We start from the raw sequence: 25747 nt of genomic DNA on the forward strand, positions 1-25747 counted from the left end.
GCTCTTTTTTTATTTTAGGGGAACCATTACTTCTATCAATTATCAATGTCATGAATGAATTAGTCTAATTATGTGGTAAAATAATCATGAGGTAAGTAATTTATAAATTCAGTATAATTATTAGTTGAAAGTAGAATTGATGTCATGCAAGTTAAAAAAAGTGAGGAATATATTTCATTCTAATAAATAGATATTTTTATTAAAGTAGAGCGTATTGTTTTATAGTATCTCTTTTAATAGGTTTTAAATATAAAAAATAAAATAGAATAATCAGTTATTTATAAATATATAACTAATTATTTTATTCAAAAATTAAGGACGAATTGGTAGTTTTGAATATAAATCTACATCAGTTAATTTGTTAATTTGGGATATTATCAGTTTGTCATCAACTTTATCTATAGTAACTTGGCCTATAAGCTCTACATCATCTTTAGTATTTTTTTCTACATTATTTAGATTTATTATAGCCTTAAAATTATAAACTTTATCTGTATCACTTTTTTTAAAATCTTTCAATTCTACGAACTTAGAATTAGTTTTATTGGCAATTAAGTGGCGTATATACATATAATTAGCTCTATCAGATGTAGTTGCTTTAAAGGCATTATCTGATAATAATTCTTTATATCTAAGGGTATATTGATCATTAGGAAATTTATCAATAGTTTCATTAAGATCAACTTTAGTGTAATCTTCTATGTCATAGAAAGCATGAAGAAAATCTTCTATTAATTTTTCTTCAGTATTTGCTTTGCTGCATCCTATTAAGAAAAGTGGAATAATAAATACTATTAGAAGCATAGGAATTAACTTTTTAAATTTCATAACATTACCTCCTATAAATAATTTTTCACTTGACTTTTTTCCATATATTAGATAAAGCATTTTAAATATTATAAATCTTTTCATAGAATTACCTAATTAAAGAGTACATTATTATTATATTAACATATTTTACAATAATATGTTAATATATCCTTAATATAAGAACTTTAATAACTACAAAAAAGAATAATATAAATAAATTAATATTGTTTAATAATTAAAAATGTTGAATAAGTCTTATGGTACATTGATAAAAATTTATAGGGGTAAAGTATATGGGGAAAACTAGTAAAGTCTTGATTATAGCTTTTTTAACAATAAGTTGTATTTTATTATTAGGCTGTGAAAAAACAGAACCTAAAATTGTTCTTAGTGATTTTTCGGAAGAACAAAAAGAACTATTACAAGGTACTATTGATACTGATTTTAAGGCTTTTAAGATAATTGGAAGTTTAAAAGATTATGATGATATTGAGATAAGCTTATGTGTCTATGAAAAAGGAAAGCTTATAGGGAAAGATAATACGGCAACTATATCTTTAGATAAAGACGATACTTTAAAATATATAACTATGAGCTTATATCAATACTCTGATAAATATAGTGATAAAGGGGAATTTAAGTTTACTGCTATAGGTGATGAGTTTAGTAATTCAGCTAAAATTAACATAGACTTTAGTAATAACTTAAATGGAACTAGGAGATTCTATAACAACGAAGTAACGATAGAAAAAGATGTAGAGCATATTTTATTTGCACAGCTAGAGCGAAATGAAGGAATAGGTCCTATGAGCTTTATTTTTGATGGAAAAAATGAAGTAGATAGAGCTATAAAAAACTATGATAGAGTAGTTTTATTAAAATGTAAATTTAAATAGAGGAATATTTATAAAAAACAACTATACTCAGAGTTTCTTTAAGTTATTTTATAATAGTAAAAATAAACTAGTTAGCTAAAAGAGAAATTCTGTCTATAATATAGATAAATTTTTTAGGGAGGCAAAGAGATGAAAAGAGAAGAAACATTTGAAATTTTAAAAAAATATATGAGTAGTGAAAGTTTACTTAAACATTCCTTTGCAGTAGAAGGATCAATGAGAGGGCTTGCAAGAAAATACAATGAAGATGTAGAAAAGTGGTCTATAGTAGGACTATTGCATGATATAGACTATGAAAAATATCCTGATACTCATCCAGAGGAAGGGCAGAACATTTTAAAAGAAGAAAATGTAGAGGAAGAAATAAGAGTGGCTATTTATGGTCATGCAAAGGAAGCAAAATCGTACAGAGAAAGCCTTATGGCAAAAGCGCTTTTTGCAGTAGACGAGCTTTCAAGTTTTATTGTAGCATGTGCTTTAGTTAGACCCTCAAAGAGTTTTGAAGATTTAGAGTTAAAGTCAGTAAAGAAAAAATTAAAAGATAAGGGATTTGCAAAAGGAGTAAATAGAGAAATAATTAAGGAAAGCAGTGAAGAACTAGGATTAGAATCTTCTGAACTCATAACAGAGATAATAGAAGCACTTAGAGTCAGAGAAAGAGAATTAAATTTAGAAGGCTATAGTTTACTCTAATTATGAGAAATATCTAGAGTAGAAATCAATTCACATTAATTTTTCACCCCTGGGGTTTACAACAAAATTATAAATTTTAAATAAAATTAAAGTAATCACAGAATTTTAATTTATAACTACTTTCTATTTAAACCCCTGGGGTGCAGTATGATATGGCACTATATTTGCAACATTAACTAACATCTTAATTTTATTTCTTATCTTCATAGTATTATTGTAAAATCAATAAGATTGTTCCGAATTATACTGCACCTCAGGGGAACCCTTACGGGCTTCGCTACTGTTCCACAGAGGTGGAAAATTTATTCTGTAGCGGCGAACAGTGTTCGCCATAATAACTAGCAATTTTATATTGCTAGTGAAAAAACATGTTTAAAGAAATTATTTTTTATAAAAATAATTTCAACTTAAATTGTCCATTGTCAATTCTCAATTCTCAATTGCATAAATGGGGGAAGATGGTTATGGTAAAAGTAGAGATTTTAACAGATGAAATAAAAAAGTTAATATTAAAATTTTTATATGAAGAAGAGGAGATAAACCTTTTTATAATACATTGTATCGAAAGTAATAATATAGGGGATTTATATATAGATAGTGAAAAAAGTATAGGAGCTATATTGCATATAAAGGATGATGGAAATTCACTTTTTACTAATTTTTATTATAATAATAAAAAAAGTTTTGAAATTATTATAAAAGAAATTAAAAGAATAAATAATCCACGTATGCTTTTGGCATCTAGAGAAGAAGATGTAAGAGAAATATTAAAAAGATTAAATATAAGTAGAAATATAGATAAAAATTTTTATTATATTTTTGATAATGATAAAAAAACTAATTTACATATAGGAGAATTTAATTTTAGAAAAGCAACTTTTAAAGATAAAGATTTTATTAAAGAAGCATATATAGATTTTTTTGAAGCAACTTCTGAAGATGACATAAAATCTTTAACTAATGATAAAAAAATAAAATATGATTTAAAAAATGGGATATATTTATTATGGAGAGAAGATACTCCAGTTGGGCTAGCTAAATTTAGCGAGTTTAGTAAACATTTTGGAGAGATTACTACTGTTTATATAAAAAGTGAATATAGGGGTAGGGGATTAGGAAAAATTCTTATGAGTAAAATGGTAGAGAAATTGATAGAAATGGGAAAGACACCAATAACTCAAGTAAATATAAGAAATTTAAGTGCAAAAGCTATATATGAAGGTATAGGATTTAAAAAATACTGTGACTATGCCTTTGAATTTTTAAATAATTAAAATTTATTTTCAATTTCTTTCTATAGTAAACATATATAGTTAATTATTAATTTAAAAAGTCGTGATGGTTAATCACGACTTTTTGTTAGTTAGCTACTATATTTACAAGCCTACCTTTAATTACTATAACTTTTCTCACAGTTTTTCCTTCAAGGGCAGCTTTTATATTTTCATTGTTTAATGATGCTTCTTTTATTCCAGCTTCATCAAGACTTGTTGGAACATCAATTTTAGCTTTAATTTTACCATTGATTTGTATTGCTATTTCAACTTCATCTTTAATTAAGGCAGATGGATTGAAAACAGGCCAACTTTCGTTAAATACTGAATAATCCATACCTAAAGCTTCCCATTGCTCTTCAGAGAAGTGAGGTGCAAATGGTGCAAGAAGCTTAATATAATCTATTAATGCTTCTTTTAGGAAAGCAGGATTTTTAATGCTTTCATTAAGGTATTTAGATAGAGCATTAGTAAACTCCATCATTCTTGCTATTGCAGTATTAAATTGAAGTTTTTCAGCATCTTCAGATACACCTTTTATAGCAAAATGCCTCCAATAATTAAGTTCTTTTTCAGCAGTTTCCATAACTTCCTTATTATTATCCTTGTTTCTAAGTTCAGCTATAGAATGTTCTAGAACTCTTTCTATTCTCTCAACGAATCTACCTATAGATTTTATTCCATCATCACTCCAAGCTCCACCTTCAGTATATCCAAATCCAAACATTAGATACATTCTGAATACGTCCGAACCATATTCTGTAATATAGCCATCAGGAGATATAGTGTTTCCTTTAGATTTACTCATCTTAAGTCCATCTGGTCCTAAGATAAGTCCTTGGTGAGTTAGAGATTTAAATGGTTCTCCAAAGTTTATATAGCCAAGATCTCTTAATGCTTTAGTTATAAACCTTGCATATAATAGATGCATACAAGCATGTTCTGGGCCTCCAACATATTTATCTACTGGAAGCATTTTATTTGCTAATTCACTATCAAAACAAACTTCACTATTTTTGTTATCTACATATCTTAAATAGTAGAAAGAAGAACAAACAAAGGTATCTAAAGTATCTGCTTCTCTTTTAGCAGGTCCACCACAACATGGGCATGTGGTATTCATAAAGCTTTCACATTTAGCTAGTGGAGACTTTCCATCTGGTGTAAATTCAACGTCGTATGGAAGCTCTACAGGTAAATTACTTTCAGGCACTGGTACTGTTCCGCATTTTTCGCAGTATACTATTGGAATTGGTGCTCCCCAATATCTTTGTCTTGATACTAACCAATCTCTTAATCTATAGTTTATTTTCTTTTCTCCTAAACTTAGTTCATGAAGCTTATTAACTATAGCTTCTTTAGCATCTTCACTAGAAAGTCCATCAAATTCTCCACTGTTTACAAGTTTTCCAGATTCAGTATATGGAAGATTTTCTCCGCCTTCAATAACTTTTTCTATTGGAAGATTATATTTAGTTGCGAAGGCAAAATCTCTTTCATCATGAGCTGGAACAGCCATAACTGCACCAGTTCCATAAGTATTTAGTACATAATCTCCAATCCAAATAGGAATCTTTCTTCCGTTAATTGGATTTATAGCATAAGAACCAGTAAATACACCAGTTTTTTCTCTTGTTATGGATTGTCTTTCTATATCAGATTGCTTTCTAGCATTTTCTTTATATTCTTCTACAGAAGTTTTATACTCCTCAGTAGTCAACTGATCTACTAGCTCATTTTCAGGAGCTAAAACCACATAAGTTACTCCAAATAGTGTATCAACTCTTGTAGTGAATACGTTGAAGGAAATATCTTTGCCATCTACTTTAAAAGTAGCTTCTGAACCTGTAGATTTACCTATCCAATGTTTTTGCATTGACTTAGTTTTTTCTGGCCAATCAAGATTATCGATTTCATTAAGAAGTTCTTCAGCGTAATCTGTAATTTTTAAGAACCATTGAGTTAAATTCTTTTTAGTAACTTCGCTAGAACATCTTTCACAAACACCATCAATTACCTGTTCATTAGCTAAAACAGTATTACAATCAGGACACCAGTTTACTGGTGCATTTTTTCTATATGCAAGACCTTTTTCATATAATTTTAGGAATAGCCATTGAGTCCATTTATAATAGTCAGGACGACAAGTTACTACTGAATTTTCCCAATTAAACATAGCTCCCATAGCTCTTAATTGTTTTTCCATAGTTTCAATATTCTTTTCTGTTGAATCCATTGGGTGAATTCCAGTTTTAATTGCAAAGTTTTCAGCAGGTAATCCAAAAGCATCAAAACCCATTGGTTGAAATACATTATATCCTTGCATTCTTTTCATTCTAGCCCATGAATCAACAGGCCCAAAGTTAAACCAATGACCTGCATGAAGTTGGCTTCCAGATGGATAAGAGAACATTTCTAAAACATAAAGTTTTTTATCTAAATTATTTTTATTAAATTTATATAGTTCTGTTTCTTCCCATTTTTGTTGCCATTTTTTATCAATTTCTGTGCTATATCTAGCCATATTATTTCCTCCTAATCTATAGTGAATTTTTATTATTTTAAATAAGATATAAGACAATAGACTTTTTCTATCTATGAAAATCATTAAACAGTGCATTAAAATACAGGTTTTAGCTATTTCTTATTAATAGATAGATATATAAAGGTTATTATAAATAAAAAAAGCCTTCATCTCGCAAAGAGACGAAAACTTATAATTCCGCGGTACCACTCTAATTAGGCATAGTGCCTCACTTTAAAATATAACGGTTTAATCCGTACTTGTTTTTCACAAGTAAGCTCCTAGGCAAGTTCATAGTTCTTAACTACTGCATTACACCAAACTGCAGCTCTCTGAAAATTAAGATGAATATTACTACTCCTAATCAGTGCAATAATATATTAAGTTAATAATTTCATATTATAAATTAAAATCTTTTTATTGTCAATAGTTTACTAATTTTTTGTATATGGTATTAATTATTTAATTTATGAATAAAATTACTATCTACATAGGTTATAAATATAGTCATTGCATAATCATAAACTATAAACATAAATTGATAAGCTAATATTAAAAATAAAAAGTTTCCTGGTATTGATAGTGAGGACACAAATAAAAATTTATAAATTAAATAAAATATTCCCATAGATATATTAAAATATACAATCTTTAATATAAATTCTAAGGACATTTTTCTTAATTTTTCTATATAAAGTTTTATAAAACCATAAAGTCCAAAAAATACAGTATAAGATAACCACATAGATTTTAATGGAAGTAGAAAGTAAGATAATAAGGAAACACCCACATATACTATAATAGAGTTTTGTATGTTAGTAGTTAATATTGATAGAGGAATTATAGCTGAAGCTACTCCTAAAAGAAATATTGTGTTAAATGGCAAAAAGGAAGTGGAGTACAGCACAAATAAGCTAAGTGCTACATATATTCCACCTCTTGCAACAAAACTTGCTTTATTGTTTATATTATGTTTTCCCATATTAAAAAACCTCACAATAAAATATTATTTTAAATTATCATGTTATAAATTTAGGTATATTCACAAATGAATCTAAAGACTCGTTTATTATTTTTAACAAATGACTTTTCATAGTGTAAATTATATTATTAAAAGCAACTAATTAAATCTCCACCCATACATTCACAACAAGTATCTGCGCACCAAAGTTTACAACAAAGATCACAGCACTCACTATCACTACCTTTTCGTGTTCCATAATAAGTTTGTCTATAAGAATTTTGTCTTTGATTTAAACTATTTAAAGTCTGTCTATATTCAAAATTATTTGGATCCATATTACAAGCTTGATGAATTAAATTATAGGCATTATCAAACCAACCTTTTCTATAATTAACCATGCCCATTAAAAAATACCATTCCGCAGTTCTATCTGATATGGAATTAAGCTTTGCCTCTGCGCCACCTATGTTTCCTTTATTTAAATCCATTCTTATACTTTGATAAATGTTAGAATTATTATCTCCTCCACTATAACTTTGATAGTTACTAGAACTTCCATTATTTTTAGTAAGAGCATCATAAGCATCATTTATTTCTCTCATCTTTTCTTCAGCTAAATCTTTTAAAGGATTATCACCATATTGATCTGGGTGATATTGCTTTGCTAGTTCCCTATATGCTCTTTTTATTTCATCTTGTGATGCACCTTGTCTTACACCAAGTACCTCATATGGATTTCTCATGTTTTTTACACTCCTTAATCTTTATACTTTCAATTTTTTCCATTAAGCCAAGCTGAAGAATGTTGGTTAAAAGCTCCTTATTTTTCTTTAATGGAAGATTCTCCAAAGAAGCCGCACAGCTTTCAGCGCTTAATATTAGATTAAATTCAATTCTTTCTCTAATAGTTTCTATAAATTCTTCAAAGGTGAGCTTTTCGCTATTAAAAGCTCTTTCAATAGCATTAAATTTATGATTTTCCATATCTTCCTTTAAGTCATCATAGGCATCAATTAAATATATAAATCTTCCTAAATTATATCCAAGCCAATAAAGAGCGGTGTTATCCTCTTGCTTATAATATTGAGAAATTATATAACCAGTTAAATCTGCAAATATATCAGAAATTTCATCTATATTTATAGATTCTTTAGAGTTCTCCATTTTACTTAATAAATCTAATTTAGTTTTCATATAATCGATTATTTCTTTTTTTTGTTCATCACTAATTTTTATATACTTTTTCAAAAATTTAGATAATAGTTTACTGATTTTAGAATTATTATCATTGTAGTTATCTAATAATTTAAAGTAAGTTAAAGCTACATTACAAAAAGCGGCATATTTTAAAGCATCATTATCAATTACTTTAGGTTTTTTATTTAATGGATGTGCAATACAGCTAGATTTTTCATAATGAATTGTATCTTCATTAAGTCCATCTAAAAGTATAGCTAAAAAAGTCATATCATAATTTAAAGTAAGTCTAGGTATATGACCAAAGGTTTCTTTTATAGCTAAGCATAATCCACAGTAATAAGCTTTAAATTTTTCATAGTCTTTTACTTTAAGCTCCATTTTGCAGGGAGTAACATATCCAAACATTATAGTCCTTTTAAAGCTCCTTTATTTTTATCTTCTAAAATTTCATGAATAGTTTTAGAAGTAGTATCTTTCATAGTGTACCCCAATAGATTCACTACATCCATAATTTCATCTTCATTACTGGATTCAATTTCTACGTAAGGAAAAGGACAAAAGCTTTTATCATTAATATCTATTTCAATTAGAGTATTCTTATACTTATAACTTTCTCTATATTTCTTAATAGATTCTACTAATTCTAGACCTAATGCTTTAAAAATATTAGAGCCTTCAACGGAGTCTAATATTTCAATTTCATGCTCTTCCATTACCTTATATTTTTCTTGACTTATAAGCTTTTTAGTAGTCATATAATTTATTGTTTTATTATGTAGATGATCATCTACTACTCTAATTCTAGCATAGCCTTTGGCGTTTAATAGCCTTCTATCTGAAAAGTCATATATATTATTAACTTGGCTTTCTTCTTTAACCTTTAATGCATTAATATCTTTCATTTTTTTTCGGATATCTTCTACGTTAATATCTAATATTCTAGTTTCCATTTCTTTCAAGGTACTCACTCCTTTTAGGTAATTATATCATAATTTTTTTTCCTAAGCTTTATTTTAATTTGTTTATAATTTATTTTTAACCCAATTAGGCATTTGAAAGAAAATAATAAACCAAAGATGTTAGTATATTTTATATCAGGCAAGGCGTCAGAATCTGCTCATAGTGGTGCTATGGGCAGGTTCTGACAACGCAGTATGATGGAAAATGGGCTAACATACTGGTCTATTATTTTTTGAAGATGCCTTATATTTAATAATTACTTTGGAGAAAAATCATATATTGTTATATAATTATATTAATCAATTGATAATTGTCAATTAGGATAAATTCATTCATAGATGATGAACGGATTTTAAAAATTTTTTGGTCAATTTTAATAATTAGTCAACGCTTAGAGGAGGTTTAACATTTGGATTACATTAAAGAAATAAATATAATTGAAGCAGTGATTCATATACTAGATAACAATGCTGATGGAGCTGTGTTAAATGAATTTGCACTAGAATTAAATGAGGAGATATATACTTTTCTTTTAAAACATATTCAAAGATGTTTAAAAGATGAAGAGTTAAAATATGCCATTTTTAATGAAGAGAGGAACATAGTTAAAGATTTGTCCCAGGAATTTTTGAATGGAGAAAATAATATTTTAGGAGTATCTAAAGAATTAGCAAGACAGATGTTTGTACTTATGAGATCCAAAGGCAATATTCCTTCCTGTGATTTAATTACCGTTAGCTTTTCTACAGAATACGGAATGTTTTTAGGTATATTTAAAATGGATTATATAAAAAATTATATGCATACTATTGAATATATAGATGATAAGGTAGGAATTGATATAATTCCTCAATTTACAGGATTACCTTCTTCAAGTTCGCGCATTCAGAAATGTGCTTTTATAAGAGCAATTAGAGATGATAATGAATATGATCTTATGGTAATTGATAAGCAAAGTAAGAATAAAAATAATGAGGATTATGGCTCAAATTATTTTATAGATAGTTATTTAGGATGCACTATAATTGATAATGAAAGAGACATGACTAAAACATTTGTAAAAGCAGCAGAAAAATGGACTCAAAATGCACTAGTTGAAAATGCTTCTGAACAGGAGAAAATTAGAACTCATATTAAGAAAAAACTAAGAGAAGAGGATAATATTGACGTTAATGAGTTAACTGAGGAAATTTTCAATGATAATGCAGAAAGAAAAGAAAGCTTTAAAACTTTTATTGCTGATCAAGGAGTAGCAGAGAAGGTTTCTATTGATAAAGAATGGGTTGAGAAAAAGCTTAAAAGAATAAGATTAAAAATTGACAAGGATATAGATTTATATTTATCAGAAGAAGCTTATCATGATTTTGAAAGATTTGAAATTAAACGTAATGGTGATGGAAGTATTAATATTATAATAAAGCATATCATGAATTATGTAGAGAAATAATAAATAAACATAATAATTACAAATTTATTAATAATAATTATAAATATGTTTAAATACAAGAGTCGCTAGAGAAAATTCTAGCGACTCTAAACCGTTGAACTTGACTTAAATATAAATTTAGATAATATCTAAATATAAAATTAAAGTAAATCTATTATGTTAATATTTTATCAACAAAATATAAAATAATAAACCCTAAAATTACATTAGGTATATAAAAAAATAAATTAACTAGAATTATGCGTATTTTTAATAATAATTATTAATTCTAGATGTCTTATGGACATAATTATCACTCCTCTAAATTTAGTTTCCATTTAAGAATATCATATATACGTGATAAATATATAGCTTTATATGGATGTGTTTACAAAAAAATAATATTTATGAATTATTTAGTAAAAATTTTAGATTAATTAAAATTTTTAAGTTAATTAGACTATGACTTATTAAATTTACTTATAAAAGCTATATGAATAAATAATAATTGATTTAAAGGATAATATTGTAATCATGTCTAATTAAATTGTTAAGAATATTTTAATTATTTTGACTAAGGAGGGGCATAATGTCAAGCTATAACGACAATGAAATAAAAAGCATAGTTTGCTCTATAATGAAAAGTGATAAATTTGTACTTTTTCCCATAATGCAAGAAGAACAATACATGATTTATGAAATTAATATCAAAGGGAATAAATATGCTACTTTTAAACTTTCAAAGGAAAATATAAGCACTAATGCTAATATTATTGAAAAAGGAGTTTTAGAAAGTGGAGAATATTGGACAATAGAGGTTGAGTAATATCAGTATGTATGATAGTCTTGTCTTAATGTTGATGAAAATTTAATTTATACAGTATTTTGATTTCCATAACAAACAAAAATTTTTTCTGTGAATTAAAGATTAAGGATAAAAAATTATAGTTGAAACTCCAATGACAAAGCCTTTGGAGTTTTTTTAAACAAATTTTATTTTAAGAAATCAACATTTAGTGAATCTCATCCTAAATTCGTATTCTTAACTATTAATTTTCAATTTTTAAGGAATTAACCCACTTTTATAGAAAATTTATTTTCTAGCGTATATTTTAATTTTTTATATTAGATACCTATTTATTACTCTCGTAATAATAATAAATAGGCGGCTCCAGATTTAAATATATCATTACCATGTATCTTTCCTATAGGCTCTGCTCCAAAAGCACTATCGTAAACAAAACCATTTTTATCTACATATCCTATAGGGAAATTCCCCTTGCTATAATCATAAACTAATCCGTTAGTATCTACCTTACCAATAGGAGTATTTATAGTATGATTATAAATAAATCCTTCTTCATCTATTCTTCCAACAACATTACCAAAAAGTGAAGCGTCATAAACAAGTCCATCTTTTTCTAATATACCAATTGGTCTAATACTGAGAATGTTATCGTATATTTCACCCATATCAATACCTCTTAAAACATAATAAAAATACATTATAATATATTGATAGAGGAATACTTATATTACATTAAAATATAAAATTAAAAGAATATTGATAAAGTATATTCTGTGAAATAAAATGTAACTAATACTTATGGAATTATATTTGGAATAGTAGCAGGAATTATGGTCTATATATCTTTAGATCAAATAATACCTACTGTAGAAAAATATGGAGAGCATAAATATGTCATGAGAGGTACTTTTGCAGGAATGTTAGTAATGGCAACTAGCTTAGTATTACTTATGTAAATTGTAATTAATTTTTAATATGTACGTTAAAAAACGTGGCTACTATGAGCCACGCTTTTTTATTTATTCATAGAATTTTGACAACCTAAAACATTTGTTATCTTATCTTCAACTAGTGTTTGAATATTTTTTCTAGCTTCTCCAAGATATTTTCTTGGGTCAAACTCACTTGGCTTATCACCCATAACTTTTCTTATTGTACCAGTCATAGCAAGTCTTAAATCTGTATCCATATTAATTTTGCAAACAGCCATTGATGAAGCTTTTCTTAACATTTCAGCAGGAACTCCTTTAGCTCCTTTTATATCTCCACCATTTTCATTACACATAGCAACATAATTTTGATCCACAGCTGAAGCACCATGAAGGACTATTGGGAAGTTATGTATCCCAGCTTCTTCTAATTTTTTTGTTATTGTTTCTAGCCTATCAAAGTCTAATTTTGCTTCACCTTTAAATTTATAAGCACCATGACTTGTTCCTATAGCAATAGCTAAGGAATCAACGCCAGTTCTTTTTACAAAATCAGCTGCTTGGTCTGGATCAGTATAAGTAGCTTCATGAGCAGCAACTTTAACTTCATCTTCAACTCCAGCAAGTTTTCCAAGTTCTGCTTCAACAACTACACCTTTTGCATGAGCATATTCAACTACTTCCTTTGTAAGTTTAACATTCTCTTCATATTCATAATGAGAACCATCAAACATAACAGAAGTAAATCCAACATCTATACATTTTTTTACTAATTCTAAAGAATCACCGTGATCTAAGTGTAGAGCTATGTCTATTCCAGATTCTTCTACTGCAGCATCAATCATTGCTTTTAAGTAAGAAGGTCTCATATATTTCATAGCGCCTGAAGAAACTTGAAGAATAACAGCAGAATTTTGCGCTTTACATCCGTCTACTATTCCTTGTATAATCTCCATGTTATTGATATTGAAAGCACCAATAGCATAATTTCCTTTAAAGGCTTTATCAAACATTTCTTTAGTGGTAACAAGTGCCATATAATTCACCTTTCCTTTCAGCGTAATCCTTTTAATAATATAACTATCTTTATTATAATGTATGCTATTAGTATTTTCCATATAAATTAGGATTATTTACAAATTTATAGAATTGACATGTTAAAGTTATATATCAAAATACATTACGAAGAGTTATCTTTTGACCTTCTTTAATTCCTTCAATTAGAGATTTTACAAGATGAATTGAGGATAGCGAATGAGTTTTATCTTCTTCCTTAGTGTATTGAGTTAATTTTAGAGCCTCATTATATATAATATCTAGCTCTTCATGATTTAAGAATAGTGTTACTATAGACATATCTTTTTCATAACTAGTAAGTAATGTCATAGAATTTATATATGCATTATCCCATTGTTCAAAAGCAATGGATGATTCAGTTTCATAAGCAATTTCTAAAAGTTTATCACAGGTATTATTTGTATATTTAGTAGAATAATAAAGCCCTACTAACATGGCTAAAAAAAGCATAAAAGGCAATATAACTTTTTTCATTTTTCTACCTCTTTATAAGTTTATTTTTCATTATTTTCTTTAAGCTGATAAAAGAATTTGTCATCTTCATAAACTATTCCTATAAATACATCTTCATAAGATTCGATATTGTTTTGTCTAAGTTGTTTTTTGACCCATTTCATATTTTTACCTACTTTTTCTAAGTTTTGCTTATTTATGGTGCCATCGTTTATAATTATCATAGGCATAGATTTTTCTTGTACACTTATATTTAAAAATTTTGGAGTTATAGGAGTATTTTCTTCTTTAGGCATTATGGATATGTTTCCATTGGTTTCTAATATAGCATAATGAATATCGGATAAATTGAAATATCCATTTAACCGTAACTCTTCTAATAAATCATCTAGATTAAATCTTTGATTTCTAAGTTCATTTAAATCAACTTCGCCATCTTTAATTAATATACTAGGCTCTCCATTTAGTAAGGTTCGCGCCTTTTCGCTTTTAAGCTGAATTATTGAAGTAATTATTTGAAGAATAACTAATGTGGTTATAGGAATCATAGAGCTAATAAGTGGCATTCTATTATCTTCCATTGGAAGAGCAGCCAACTCTGAAATCATTAATGCAGTTACTAAATCAAAAGGCTCCAATTGTCCTAGTTGACGTTTGCCCATAAGTCGCATTATTATTAATAGAAAACTATATAATATAATTGTTCTTATTACTAATAGGAACATAATTTCACCTCCTAATAGTTTTAGTCTTCCAATTTTTCAATAAAATATTATTAAAATAAAGGATACAATTCATAGGAGTGCAAATATAATAATATTAATCAATTTTTGAGGTGTTGAGATGAAAAAAATTAAATTACAATTTGAGAAAGAGTACATTATCGAAGTTAATAGTGGAATTAGCTGCTATGAGGTTGTAAAAAACTATAGTTTAGAAAAAGATGTACCGATAGCACTTGCAAGAGTTAATGGAAAGTTATGTGAATTATCTTCAGTTATAGAAGAAGATTCCACATTTAACATTGTAGATATTAAAGATAAATTTGGAATGATGACTTATATTAGAACTCTTCAATTTGTTCTTATTAAGGCAACTTTAGAACTATTTAAAGATGCTCAAATCACTATTGGACACTCTTTGAGCAAAGGATTATTTGGAGAGATTTATAAAAAATCTAAACTTGATATAGATGATATATATTTAATAAAAGAAAAGATGAAAGAAATTATAGAAAAAGATATTAAAATAAATAAGAAATGTTTTCAGAAGGAAGAGGCAATTAAAATCTTTAAAAACTATGGAATGGATGATAAAGTAAGACTTTTAAGTTCAATAGATTTAGAAAAAGTAAATTTATATGAATTAGATGGACAATACGATTACTTTTATGGCCCAATGGCATATTCTACAGGTGTTTTAAGAATCTTTGATTTAATTTATTACGATCCAGGATATATTTTAAGATTTCCAACATTAGAAGAAACTTTTAAAATTCCTAAATTTGAAGAACATAAAAAGCTTGCAAAAGTATTTTATGAAGCTGAAAAGTGGGGGGAGACTATTAATATTGAAGATGTTGGAGCATTAAATAAAATTATTGATAATGGAGATATTGTTAATTTAATTAGAGTAGCAGAAGCTCAGCAAGAAAAGAAAATTGCATATATTGCAGATAAAATAAGTGAAAACAAAAGTGTAAATCTTGTGTTAGTTGCAGGACCATCTTCCTCAGGTAAAACAACTTTTTCTAAGAGATTAGGTATTCAGTTATCTGTTAATGGCCTAATACCGATACCTATTTCACTAGATGATTACTTTGTAAATAGAGAAGATACACCAATGGATGAGTTTGGCGCATATGATTTTGAATCCATACATGCCTTAGATCTAGAACTGTTTAATAATCATCTACAAATACTATTATCTGGTGGAGAAGTAGAGGTTCCTACGTATAATTTTAAAACAGGTAAAAGAGAGTGGAATGGTCATAAAATGAAGCTTCCTCATAAGGGAGTGTTAATTGTAGAAGGAATTCATGGTCTTAATGAAATGCTAACTTCTTCCATAATAAAAGATAGAAAATTTAAAATTTATATTAGCCCATTGACACAACTTAATTTAGATGATCATAATAGAATAGCGACCACTGATGTAAGGATGATAAGAAGGATTGTAAGAGATTTCCTTTCAAGAGGTTATGGAGTGGAAGATACCCTAAAAATGTGGCCTTCAATTAGACGTGGCGAAGAAAAAAATATTTTTGTATTTCAAGAAGATGCGGATGTTATGTTCAATTCTGCTTTAATTTATGAACTTGCTATACTAAAAAAGTATGCTTTAACAGAGCTTCGTAAAGTACATCCAGACAGCATAGTTTATGATGAGGCGAGAAGGCTTATAAGTTTTTTAAACTTCTTCAAGGAAGTTGATAAGGAGTTAGTACCTAGTAATTCACTTATGAGAGAGTTTATAGGAGGTAGTTGCTTTTATCAATATTAGTATATAGAAATGAATGCTAGGTTTGCCCTAGCATATCCTTTGAATTTTATAGTTTAAAATATTTTTAAGTTAAAGCATGTTTTAAATTGATTAATTATTTTGAGTATTAAGTACTTTATAAAATATTACAACAAAACTTTAAAGTAGGTAAATTTTTAAAATTTATTACTACAGAATTATGTAGGAGGAAATATATGAAGAATTACAGTGCTTTTGATATTTTAGGGCCTATTATGATTGGTCCATCAAGTTCGCACACTGCAGGAGCAGCTAGACTAGCAAAAATAGCAGCTAAGATAGCAGGAGAAAAAATTATTAAAGTAAAGTTTTTATTACATGGTTCTTTTGCAAAAACTTATAAAGGACATGGAACGGATAGAGCGCTAGTGGCGGGAGTTTTAGGAATGGATCCTATGGATGAAAGATTGAGAGATGCTATGGATATAGCAAGAGAAAAAGGATTAGATTTTTCTTTTGAAGAGGCAGATTTAGGTGACAATGTTCACCCTAATACAGTAAAATTTATTTTAACTACAAATGAGGGATTAGAAGTTAATGTTGTAGGATCATCAATAGGTGGGGGAAACATAGAAATTTTTGAAGTTGATGGTCAAAGATTAAAATTTACAGGAGAATATCCAACACTTATCATAACCCATTTAGATACACCAGGAGTAATTTATAAAGTTACCACTGTACTTTATAAAGAAGAAGTTAATATAGCCTCTATGAATGTATACAGAAAAGGTAAAGGATCAGAAGCCTCAATGGTAGTTGAAATAGATAGTATTGTAAATGATAATATTATACATAAGTTAGAAGAAGTAGAAAATATAAAAACTGTAGATCAGATAGTACCACCTAAGGAAGGAGAATAGACCATGTTTGTTAACAATGCAGTTGAACTAATAGAGATTTGTGAAAAAGAAAATATAAGTATAGCTGAATACACAATAAGAGAAGAAATAGAGACAACTGGATTAACTCGCCAGGAGGTAATTGAAAAAATGAGAAGAAATCTAGAAGTTATAAAAAAATCTTCTAGAGAAGCTATGGAAAAAGAAGTTATTTCTGTAAGTGGATTAATCGGTGGAGATGCTATTAAAATAAGGAAGTATTTAGAGAAGAATAAAGATAATACACTATGTGGAGAAACAATGATAACTGCTATGGCAAGAGCACTTTCTACTTCAGAAGTAAATGCAGCTATGGGAAAAGTAGTTGCTGCACCTACTGCTGGAAGTTGTGGTATAATTCCAGGAGTTATAACAACAGCAGGAGATAAGCTCAATAAAACAGAAGAAGAGTTAATAATGGCATTATATGCTGCAGCAGGAGTTGGAATTCTTATAGCTAAGAATGCTACATTATCAGGAGCAGAAGGCGGATGTCAAGCGGAATGTGGAAGTGCCGCTGCAATGGGAGCAGCAGCAGTAGTAGAAATGATGGGAGGAACTCCTAATATGGCTTTTGATGCTGCAGCAATAGTAATTAAAAATGTAGAGGGGTTAGTTTGCGATCCAATTGCTGGACTAGTTGAAATTCCTTGTGCTAAAAGAAATATAGCTGGTGCAGTTAGTGCGTTAACTACTGCAGAATTAGTTATGGCAGGAGTTAAAAGCAAAATTCCTTTTGATGATTGTATAGCTGCAATGTATAAAGTTGGTCGTGAATTGCCAAGTTCTTTAAGAGAAACAGCTATGGGGGGACTTGCAACAACTCCTTGTGGATTAAGATTAAGAAAACAAGTATTAAAAGAGAATAATTAATTTAGTACATAATGCCTGTTGGTTTCCAACAGGCTATTTTAATGCACAGATTAAAATAATGGAGAATTGACAATTAAGGAGGAAATTATTTTTTGATTAGCAATTTTATACTGCTAGTTATATGGCAAACACTGTTCGCCGCTACAGGACCAATTTTAAATTTCTCAGCTTTTGCTGAGAAATATCCATAATTGTGAATTGTGCACTGTGACTTGTGAATTAAATTTACAAGTCACCTTTTGTCAGCATTTGAATAAAGTAGAAATAGGAAAAAGTCTAAGGAGGATAAAATGGAAGCAAAACATGGGAAAACAATAAACATGACAATATTTTTTAAATTTGTATTACCTATAATATTTTCTTTAATATTATTATTTATAAACACCTCCTCTAGTATTTTAAATACGGTACTTTATTCAATAGCAATGATACCTTTAGCAATAATGTTAGGAAACCAAACTTCGAATATGACCGAGTATATAGGTGAGAAAAAAGGGGGATTATTAGCAGCTACAGTGGGAAATATTCCTGAGCTTATGATGGGATTATGGTCAATTAAATATGGAATGATAGACATGGCTAAAGCAGGGCTTATGGGTGCTGTTATAACTAACATGCTTTTAGGACTTGGACTTGCTGTTTTTTTTGGAGGGATACAGTTTAAAGAACAAAAATTTAGTAAAATGATAGCTAGAACAAATTTTCATTTGCTACTTTTAGCCATATCATCAATTATAATAATATCATCATTAAATAGATACGGAGTAATAAATGGTTCTAAAATGGTATCGGTCAGCGTAATTGTTTCTTGTTTATTAGTTGGAATATATATATTGGGACTTGTTTTCTCTTTATATACTCATAGAAATTTATTTGTAATTACTAAGGAGAGAGAGAATAGTGATTATAAAAAATTTGGAAAAGAAGCTTTTATAATACTGATTAGTATGGCTATAATTTCTAGTTTATTATATTTTGTTAGTGAAAAACTAATTTTTAACGTGAATAACATAGTTAAAAATTATAATATTTCTCAAGAATTTATAGGAATTATATTGATTCCACTTTTAGGTAGTTTTGGAGAAAATGCTACAAGTATAGTTTGTGCTGTAGATAATAAGATAGATTGTAGTCTTGAAACGGCAATAGGGTCAAGTATACAAATAGCGTTGTTTGTAACTCCATTATTAATAATTTCTTCTGCAATTATGGGATTGAATATGACTTTAGTATTTTCCACTTTTCAAATTATAATGCTTATCATTGCTGTGGCTATGTCTTACTTTGTATTTCAAGATGGTAAAACCTATTGGCTTGAGGGGGGAGTACTAACTGTAACCTATCTAATAATAACAATAGCTTATTATTATCTAGGTTAAAGTTAAGTGCATAAAAGCCTTTTAAAATTAATATATTAAATTATAATCAATAAATTATGGTGATAAAGTGGGACATAGAAGGGTAATTGAAACTTACTATAAAGATGTAAATAACTTAGTATTTTTATTGGAGAAACTAGTAGGATCATATAGATTATTAGTAGGGGGAGCAGATGAACTTAATAGAATAGCACTTGCTAAGAAAAGTGATGTTAAACATGCATTAAAAAGAGCAGATGATCTAGGCAAAATAATAGATGATGTTATAGAGGCATTAGATTGTGCAACTCATGATTGTACTTGTTATACTAAGATAAAAACTAATGTAGTTAAGAATACACTTAACACTCAATATATTCAAGCAGAAATTGAAGAAGATCTAAAGTTTAATGGATAGTTAGAGAGGCTGAATCATTTATTGTCAAGAAATTAAAGATAAATATGAGAAAAGTTGAAAAATAGAAATTCACAAATATCGGTGAGTTTTTTATTAAGTATATACTATAAATGGAAAAGTGGTAACATTTAGTCACCACTTTTCTTAATTATCTTTTTTTAATTTGTAGTTTACTAACCATAAGGTAAGAAAAAACTAACATAAGTATAACAGTTACAGTAACTCTAGGCTGCATATTTTCTGTAAAAATGGCATATATAGCCATAATGCTGCCTGCAATAGTTATAGGAATTCCTGTAAATACATTATTAAATTCTGAACTATTATAACGTGCTAATCTAAAAGCTCCAGCTACAGGGAATATTATAAGTGTACTATATCCAATAAATCCTAAATTTGATAATCTATAAAGCGTAAATATTAACATTGAAGGTGCAACACCAAAAGATACTAAGTCCGCTAGTGAGTCGAGTTCTTTACCAAGAGGGCTTGAGACACCTAGAAGTCTTGCAACAGTACCATCATATCGATCTAATACACCGGCAAGAAGTATTAATGCAGCTGCTACTTTAAAATTTTGTTGCATTGTAAATTGAATTGATAAAACTCCACAAATTAAATTACCAAATGTAAGTGAATTTGGTATAGATGATTTTTGCATGATATCACCTCTCGTCATTAACAAATTTCTATTAATATTGCTATGAATTTAGTATAAATAGACTATAAAGACAATGATTATTATACTATAGTTTGATAATTAATATAAGAGTATTAGGCGCTTTCTTAATGAAATTATAATAATTTTATAAGTTTTCCCTAATAAAACATGAAAATGTAAATATTCAGATTAATAAGTGGGTAAAATATGATAGAGGTGATATTATGAAAATTAATGACATTATGACTAAAGAAATTTTAAAAATAGACAGTAATGAGTCAATAAATAAGGCTGCAAAAATGATGAAAGAATATAATATTGGTGCAGTTCCAGTTTATGATAATGACAAGGTAATAGGAATAATTACTGATAGGGATATTGTAGTTAGAGCAATAGCGGATGAAAAAAATTTGCAAAGCACTACTATTAGAGAGGTAATGACATCTAATCCTGTATGCTTGAATAGTGATGAAGCTGTAACGGAAGCTGCTCGAGTTATGAGTGAAAGACAAATTAGAAGAATAATAGTAAAAGATAATGAAGAAGTAAAAGGAATAGTATCATTAGGAGATTTAGCAGTTGAAAAAATTCCAAAAGAAGAGATTGGTGAAACTTTAAAAGAAATATCTACTCCATGTAGCCCTTCTTTTTAAAAGGTTTAGAACAATCAATAAATTTTCTACTAAATTCAAAAATTTATACCAAATAAAATATTAAGATATCTAAAAACAAATCAGTATGTTACTCTATTTTGTAAATATTATTTTGTTAGAATTTCAGTGGAGTATTACTATGATAGAAAGTTAACTTCATGTCTAGTATATACATATTCAAAAAATAACTAGTCGCTATGTTTGTATATTTTTTAGCATACTGAGCTGTCAGAACTTCATGATAGCTGGGTTATCGTTGAAATTCATCTCCTTATCTAATGCAAAATATATGACTAGTTATTTTATTTCACATGGATAAAATAGACTAATATCTTTGAACTGTTATTTTTTTCAGAGACTTAATATAATGAACTGTGAACTATAAATCCATTGAAAATACCTTGTCTAAAAATACTATAGAGGTTACAATTATTAAATAATGTGTTATTTTTTAGTTAGGAGGAAAGTCATGAAAAAGGTTAAGTTTATATACAATCCTTATTCAGGTGAAAATGCAATTATAGATGATTTAGACAAGGTTATAAAAATACACCAAGAATATGGCTTTTTTGTAGAACCTTATAGGATAGAGAGAAATAAAAGTATAGAAGATGGATTTATAGGTATAAATGATAATTTTAAATATATATTAATTGCAGGTGGGGATGGTACTATTGATTCTGTAGTGAATCATATGAAAAAAAGAAATATAGATTTACCAATAGCAGTATTACCAGTAGGAACAGCTAATGATTTTGCAAAAAATATTATGGGAATGCCGCAGGATATAGAAAAGGCGTTAAGACAAATATTAGAAAGCAAAGTTAAATACTTAGATTTAGGAAAAATAAATGATAAATACTTTGTAAATGTGGCAAGTACAGGTATTTTTACTGATGTATCTCAGAAAACTGATACTAATATGAAGAATACCATGGGAAAATTAGCATATTATATTAAGGGCTTAGAACAAATTCCCAATATAAGAAAACTTAAAGTGAAAATAACTTCTCCTAAGGTTAACTATGATGGACTCATGTATGCACTATTAGTTTTTAATGGTAAAACTGCAGGGAATATAAAATTAGCACAAAAGTCTGAAGCTGATGATGGACTTTTAGATGTAATTGTTATAAAAAGTGATGTAATAAAAAATGCTTTAAATAATTTATTTATAATAGCTACCAAAAGAGATATTTATGATATGGACGGTGTGCTATGCTTTAAAACAGATGAATTAATTATTGAATGTGATGAAGATATAGTAACAGATATTGATGGAGAAAAAGGGCCAGATTTCCCTCTTTATATAAAATGTGAAAGAAGAGCAATTAAAGTATTAGGATATCTTAGGGAATGTAATTATTTGTCATAATTAATTAAAATAATAAATATATATTACTAAGAATAAGTGAAATGGAGACGATAACTTGGTAGGATATATTTATTTGGCATGCATATTGGGAATGATAATGCTAATCTATGAGGGAATTACTACTTCTATAAGTTATGCACCTGAGAAAATAAAGCATATAACAGTAATGGCCTTAATTCTAGTAGTATTAAGATATATTTCACTTTTACTCTTATATTTAAATCAAAGACCTTTATATATATACTTATTAAAGCCAATAATGTTTTTAGAAATAGTTTATTTGCCAATAATAGGATTTATATGTATTTATATTTTTTCTAGGAATGATAAGATTAAACTTAACTATTTTTACTTTATAAGTACCATATTTTTAGTGATTTATTTATTTATAGCAGTAAAAGCACCAATAAAAACAACTTTATCAGAATTATATGGATATACTATAATACTTGGAAAAGATTATAATATGTATTTAATATTGTGTATAATAAATACAATATATTTTGTTATGGGGATTAGAGCTTATGGATATAAATATTCAAATAAGTTAGGCTCATTATTAATATTAATATCTTCCTTATTGACACTTGCTTCAGTACTTTTAACAATAGTAGATATGAGATTTTTTGGAGTAAAGTTAGTTGGTGAGATATTATGGGTAATAACTATGGTTTATGGACTAAAAAAATTTAGACAAAATTATAAAAAATGAGTCTTCTCAAAATAATTTTTAAAATCATCTGAAAAAATGGCTTCTTTTCTCTTTAAATTAAAGAAAATATTAAAATTTCATTGCTATCAGCAATGAAATTTTAATGTTTTTTATTTTTCAGATAATAAAATAGAGATAACTTAAATATTTAGTCTTTTAAATTTAGGATGCACATTTTAAATAAAATTTTAATGACAAATTTTAATAAATAAATCCTATATGTTAAATGCTTTCTTTATATTTTTCTCTTTTTTTAAGCTTATAGTCTAATTAAAAAGAATACTCGCTAATACTTTTAAAAATGTCTAAAAGATTGTTACAATTTTTTTGAGCCTTTTGATGATTTTAAGCTTTTTTTATTTTTATAAGATTTTTTACTCACATCTTGCTCTTTCACTTTATTTTTACCTTGATAACCTTGCTTTTTTATAGGTCTAGGAGCAATCAAACAATTTGATCCAAATCCAATTAAGTCACTTCTATTTGCTTTAATTAGTGCATTTTTAACTAAGGTATGATTCTCAGGATTTTGAAACTGTAGAAGTGCCCTTTGCATACTTTTTTCTTTATGTTCTTTAGGTACATAAATCTCTTTTTCAGTTATAGGGTTTATACCAGTGTAATATATAGTAGTTGAAAGACTTCCAGGTGTTGGATAGAAATCCTGTACTTGTTCTGGCATATGTCCCATAGTTTTAATATATTCTGCAAGCTCAATAGCTGCGTTTATATCACTACCAGGATGACTAGACATTAAATATGGAACTACAAATTGATTTTTCCCTAATTTTTTATTTATGTCTGCATACTTCTTTTTAAAACTATCATAAACCTGCTTTTTAGGTTTACCCATTTGTGATAATACTTTATCACTTATATGTTCTGGGGCAACTTTAAGTTGTCCACTGATATGATGTTCACAAAGCTCATGAAAAAAATTTGTGTTTTTATCCTCCATTAAATAATCGTAGCGTATACCAGAACGAATAAATACTTTTTTTATTTTAGGAAGAGCTCTTACCTTTCTTAAAAGACTTAAATATTCGCTATGATCTGCAATTAAATTTTTGCAAGGAGTAGGGAACATACATTGTCTATCTTTACATACTCCATGTTTCAGTTGTTTTTTACAAGCTCTATGTCTAAAATTAGCAGTAGGTCCGCCAATATCGTGAATATACCCTTTAAAATTACTATCTTCAGTTAAAAGTTTAGCTTCATCTATTATAGATTGCTGACTTCTATTTTGTATTACTCTTCCTTGGTGATATGTTAGAGCGCAAAAAGAACAACTTCCAAAGCAACCTCTATGGCTTGTAATTGAAAATTTAACCTCTTGTAATGCAGGAATTCCTCCCATAGGCTCATAAATTGGATGATAGGTTCTTGTATATGGAAGATTATAAACTTTATCCATTTGTTCTTCTGTTAGTGGATGTTGAGGAGGGGTTTGTACCACATATCTATCACCATAGGGTTCAATTAAAGTTTTTCCCCATATAGAATCCTGCTCTTTTGAATAGAGCTTATAGCTTTTAGCATAGGCTTTTTTATTTGTAGAAACTTCTTCAAAAGAAGGAAGTAGAATGTAATCTTTAATATTGGAAATGTCTTTAGTTATATAAGATGTGCCTCTTACATGATGTAATCTTTCTACAGAACTTCCATAGCTTAAAAATTTAGCCACTTCTAATATAGGTCTTTCGCCCATACCATATATTAATAAATCTGCCTTAGAATCCATGAGAATACTTTTTCTAACCTTATCATCCCAATAGTCATAGTGAGCAAATCTCCTAAGACTAGCTTCAATACCACCAATAATTATTGGAACATTTTTATAGGCTTCTCTTGCTCTATTACTGTAAACAATAACTGCTCTATTTGGCCTATATCCTGATTTCCCACCAGGAGAGTATAGATCATCACTTCTTCTTTTCTTAAAAGCAGTGTAATGATTAACCATAGAATCAATATTACCAGAGTTTATTAAAAAACCATATTTAGGTTCTCCTAATCTTTTAAAATCATCAACATTATTCCAATTAGGTTGAGCTATTATTCCAACAGTATATCCTTCACTTTCTAAAACTCTTCCTATAATGGCTGTACCAAAGGAAGGATGGTCTATGTAAGCATCACCAGTGATAATAACGAAATCTAACTGTTCTATATTCCGCTTTTTCATATCTTCTTTATTTATAGGTAAAAATTCTGTATTTAATTTCATATAAATTCCTCCATAGAGATAGTATAATCTATTAATAATTATCTTTCGTTAATAA

General features: G+C 27.9%; 26 protein-coding genes and 1 other annotated feature. Of the genes, 14 read left to right on the plus strand and 12 right to left on the minus strand.

Annotated features, from left to right (window positions below; all coding sequences use genetic code 11):
- Positions 1-312: 312 nt before the first annotated feature.
- Positions 313-828, minus strand: a complete 516-nt coding sequence (locus ACWPW7_RS08930) for a hypothetical protein (protein ID WP_454053243.1) — start codon at positions 826-828, stop codon at positions 313-315.
- Positions 829-1103: 275 nt separating this feature from the next.
- Here ACWPW7_RS08930 and ACWPW7_RS08935 point away from each other — a divergent pair, with 275 nt between their 5' ends.
- From ACWPW7_RS08935 to ACWPW7_RS08945, 3 genes are all read left to right on the plus strand, one after another.
- Positions 1104-1706, plus strand: a complete 603-nt coding sequence (locus tag ACWPW7_RS08935) for a hypothetical protein (RefSeq protein ID WP_454053244.1) — start codon at positions 1104-1106, stop codon at positions 1704-1706.
- Positions 1707-1835: 129 nt separating this feature from the next.
- A complete protein-coding gene (locus ACWPW7_RS08940) occupies positions 1836-2399 on the plus strand; it encodes an HD domain-containing protein (protein WP_454053245.1) in 564 nt (187 codons plus the stop codon).
- A 464-nt stretch (positions 2400-2863) separates the two neighbouring features.
- Positions 2864-3673, plus strand: a complete 810-nt coding sequence (locus tag ACWPW7_RS08945) for a GNAT family N-acetyltransferase (RefSeq protein ID WP_454053246.1) — start codon at positions 2864-2866, stop codon at positions 3671-3673.
- A gap of 85 nt (positions 3674-3758) precedes the next feature.
- Here the strand turns inward: ACWPW7_RS08945 and leuS are convergent, their stop codons facing one another.
- The 5 genes from leuS to ACWPW7_RS08970 all read right to left on the minus strand — a co-directional run bounded on the left by leuS (position 3759) and on the right by ACWPW7_RS08970 (position 9320).
- Positions 3759-6197 (minus strand): leucine--tRNA ligase, encoded by a 2439-nt coding sequence (gene leuS / locus ACWPW7_RS08950; protein WP_454053247.1) that lies wholly within the window; start codon positions 6195-6197, stop codon positions 3759-3761.
- Between the two features lie 175 nt (positions 6198-6372).
- Positions 6373-6574: a binding site (T-box leader), on the minus strand.
- A 77-nt stretch (positions 6575-6651) separates the two neighbouring features.
- Entirely contained in the window at positions 6652-7179 is a 528-nt protein-coding gene (locus ACWPW7_RS08955; RefSeq protein WP_291562869.1) for a hypothetical protein, read from the minus strand.
- A gap of 128 nt (positions 7180-7307) precedes the next feature.
- Positions 7308-7904 (minus strand): J domain-containing protein, encoded by a 597-nt coding sequence (locus ACWPW7_RS08960; RefSeq protein WP_454053248.1) that lies wholly within the window; start codon positions 7902-7904, stop codon positions 7308-7310.
- Positions 7888-8766, minus strand: a complete 879-nt coding sequence (locus ACWPW7_RS08965; protein ID WP_454053249.1) for a DUF5685 family protein — start codon at positions 8764-8766, stop codon at positions 7888-7890. The genes ACWPW7_RS08960 and ACWPW7_RS08965 overlap by 17 nt, the downstream gene beginning before the upstream one ends.
- Entirely contained in the window at positions 8766-9320 is a 555-nt protein-coding gene (locus ACWPW7_RS08970; protein WP_454053250.1) for a class IV adenylate cyclase, read from the minus strand. The genes ACWPW7_RS08965 and ACWPW7_RS08970 overlap by 1 nt, the downstream gene beginning before the upstream one ends.
- Positions 9321-9730: 410 nt before the next feature.
- Here ACWPW7_RS08970 and ACWPW7_RS08975 point away from each other — a divergent pair, with 410 nt between their 5' ends.
- Both ACWPW7_RS08975 and ACWPW7_RS08980 read left to right on the plus strand, forming a co-directional pair.
- Positions 9731-10768 carry a nucleoid-associated protein gene (locus ACWPW7_RS08975; protein WP_454053251.1) on the plus strand — a complete coding sequence of 346 codons (1038 nt, stop codon included), beginning with the start codon at positions 9731-9733 and terminating at the stop codon, positions 10766-10768.
- 568 nt (positions 10769-11336) lie between these two features.
- Complete coding sequence (locus ACWPW7_RS08980; RefSeq protein WP_454053252.1) at positions 11337-11573, plus strand: hypothetical protein; 237 nt, start codon at positions 11337-11339, stop codon at positions 11571-11573.
- A 314-nt stretch (positions 11574-11887) separates the two neighbouring features.
- Here the strand turns inward: ACWPW7_RS08980 and ACWPW7_RS08985 are convergent, their stop codons facing one another.
- Complete coding sequence (locus ACWPW7_RS08985) at positions 11888-12220, minus strand: hypothetical protein (protein ID WP_312578588.1); 333 nt, start codon at positions 12218-12220, stop codon at positions 11888-11890.
- A 165-nt stretch (positions 12221-12385) separates the two neighbouring features.
- On the opposite strand from ACWPW7_RS08985, the gene ACWPW7_RS08990 reads away from it, so the two are divergent.
- Entirely contained in the window at positions 12386-12511 is a 126-nt protein-coding gene (locus ACWPW7_RS08990) for a hypothetical protein (protein WP_454053253.1), read from the plus strand.
- A gap of 59 nt (positions 12512-12570) precedes the next feature.
- Here ACWPW7_RS08990 and fba read toward each other — a convergent pair whose 3' ends face one another.
- The 3 genes from fba to ACWPW7_RS09005 all read right to left on the minus strand — a co-directional run bounded on the left by fba (position 12571) and on the right by ACWPW7_RS09005 (position 14739).
- Positions 12571-13521 carry a class II fructose-1,6-bisphosphate aldolase gene (fba, locus tag ACWPW7_RS08995; protein ID WP_454053254.1) on the minus strand — a complete coding sequence of 317 codons (951 nt, stop codon included), beginning with the start codon at positions 13519-13521 and terminating at the stop codon, positions 12571-12573.
- Between the two features lie 133 nt (positions 13522-13654).
- Positions 13655-14035, minus strand: coding sequence for a DUF4363 family protein (locus tag ACWPW7_RS09000; protein ID WP_454053255.1), 381 nt, complete (start codon positions 14033-14035; stop codon positions 13655-13657).
- A 20-nt stretch (positions 14036-14055) separates the two neighbouring features.
- Positions 14056-14739, minus strand: a complete 684-nt coding sequence (locus tag ACWPW7_RS09005) for a DUF421 domain-containing protein (RefSeq protein WP_454053256.1) — start codon at positions 14737-14739, stop codon at positions 14056-14058.
- A 118-nt stretch (positions 14740-14857) separates the two neighbouring features.
- Between ACWPW7_RS09005 and ACWPW7_RS09010 the strand changes: the two genes are divergently transcribed.
- From ACWPW7_RS09010 to ACWPW7_RS09030, 5 genes are all read left to right on the plus strand, one after another.
- Positions 14858-16516 carry a nucleoside kinase gene (locus ACWPW7_RS09010; RefSeq protein ID WP_454053257.1) on the plus strand — a complete coding sequence of 553 codons (1659 nt, stop codon included), beginning with the start codon at positions 14858-14860 and terminating at the stop codon, positions 16514-16516.
- A gap of 194 nt (positions 16517-16710) precedes the next feature.
- Entirely contained in the window at positions 16711-17394 is a 684-nt protein-coding gene (gene sdaAB / locus ACWPW7_RS09015; RefSeq protein ID WP_454053258.1) for an L-serine ammonia-lyase, iron-sulfur-dependent subunit beta, read from the plus strand.
- A 3-nt stretch (positions 17395-17397) separates the two neighbouring features.
- Positions 17398-18285, plus strand: coding sequence for an L-serine ammonia-lyase, iron-sulfur-dependent, subunit alpha (gene sdaAA, locus ACWPW7_RS09020; protein ID WP_454053259.1), 888 nt, complete (start codon positions 17398-17400; stop codon positions 18283-18285).
- 290 nt (positions 18286-18575) lie between these two features.
- A complete protein-coding gene (gene cax, locus ACWPW7_RS09025) occupies positions 18576-19664 on the plus strand; it encodes a calcium/proton exchanger (RefSeq protein ID WP_454053260.1) in 1089 nt (362 codons plus the stop codon).
- A 67-nt stretch (positions 19665-19731) separates the two neighbouring features.
- Positions 19732-20061, plus strand: a complete 330-nt coding sequence (locus tag ACWPW7_RS09030; RefSeq protein ID WP_291562826.1) for a hypothetical protein — start codon at positions 19732-19734, stop codon at positions 20059-20061.
- A gap of 148 nt (positions 20062-20209) precedes the next feature.
- Here the strand turns inward: ACWPW7_RS09030 and pssA are convergent, their stop codons facing one another.
- Positions 20210-20722, minus strand: a complete 513-nt coding sequence (pssA, locus tag ACWPW7_RS09035; protein WP_039634007.1) for a CDP-diacylglycerol--serine O-phosphatidyltransferase — start codon at positions 20720-20722, stop codon at positions 20210-20212.
- A 224-nt stretch (positions 20723-20946) separates the two neighbouring features.
- On the opposite strand from pssA, the gene ACWPW7_RS09040 reads away from it, so the two are divergent.
- From ACWPW7_RS09040 to ACWPW7_RS09050, 3 genes are all read left to right on the plus strand, one after another.
- The gene (locus tag ACWPW7_RS09040; protein WP_454053261.1) at positions 20947-21375 is read left to right on the plus strand and encodes a CBS domain-containing protein; all 429 of its coding nucleotides are present in this window, start codon (positions 20947-20949) and stop codon (positions 21373-21375) included.
- Positions 21376-21844: 469 nt separating this feature from the next.
- Entirely contained in the window at positions 21845-22750 is a 906-nt protein-coding gene (locus tag ACWPW7_RS09045; protein ID WP_454053262.1) for a YegS/Rv2252/BmrU family lipid kinase, read from the plus strand.
- 73 nt (positions 22751-22823) lie between these two features.
- Complete coding sequence (locus tag ACWPW7_RS09050; RefSeq protein WP_454053263.1) at positions 22824-23462, plus strand: hypothetical protein; 639 nt, start codon at positions 22824-22826, stop codon at positions 23460-23462.
- A 316-nt stretch (positions 23463-23778) separates the two neighbouring features.
- On the opposite strand, the gene ACWPW7_RS09055 is transcribed toward ACWPW7_RS09050, so the two are convergent.
- Positions 23779-25692, minus strand: a complete 1914-nt coding sequence (locus tag ACWPW7_RS09055; protein ID WP_454053264.1) for a YgiQ family radical SAM protein — start codon at positions 25690-25692, stop codon at positions 23779-23781.
- Positions 25693-25747: the final 55 nt, after the last annotated feature.

This window comes from Clostridium sp. Marseille-Q7071 (genome assembly GCF_965112025.1).